Source organism: Pseudomonas sp. P5_B2, from assembly GCF_056400445.1.
In genome coordinates, this window is the sequence record NZ_JBFULH010001491.1 from 1 (window position 1) to 549 (window position 549).

Sequence of the window (549 nt, forward strand, 5' to 3'; positions counted from 1 at the left end):
GCTGATTCCGAAGTGGCGTCACCTGAACGTCTTCGAAGGCGAACAGGTAAACCGCGGCGAAGTTATCTCCGACGGCCCAAGCGATCCACACGACATCCTGCGTCTGTTGGGTGTGAGTGCGCTGGCCAAGTACATCGTGAACGAAATCCAGGACGTTTATCGTCTGCAAGGCGTGAAGATCAACGACAAGCACATCGAGACCATCCTGCGTCAGATGTTGCGTAAGGTTGAAATCGCTGAATCCGGCGACTCGACTTTCATCAAGGGCGACCAGATGGAGTTGACTCACGTTCTGGTAGAGAACGAGCGTCTGGCTGGCGACGAGAAATTCGTTTCCAAGTTCACTCGCGTGCTACTGGGTATCACCAAGGCGTCGTTGTCCACCGAATCGTTCATCTCGGCGGCTTCCTTCCAGGAAACCACTCGAGTACTGACCGAGGCGGCGGTAACCGGCAAGCGCGATTACCTGCGCGGCCTGAAAGAAAACGTGGTCGTGGGTCGTTTGATCCCGGCTGGTACTGGTCTGGCTTATCACAGCGAGCGTAAGCG

1 pseudogene is annotated in these 549 nt (G+C 55.9%); it reads left to right on the forward strand.

Annotated features, from left to right (window positions below):
* A pseudogene (locus AC1DRJ_RS32000) lies at positions 1-549 on the forward strand (DNA-directed RNA polymerase subunit beta'); the annotation flags it as partial.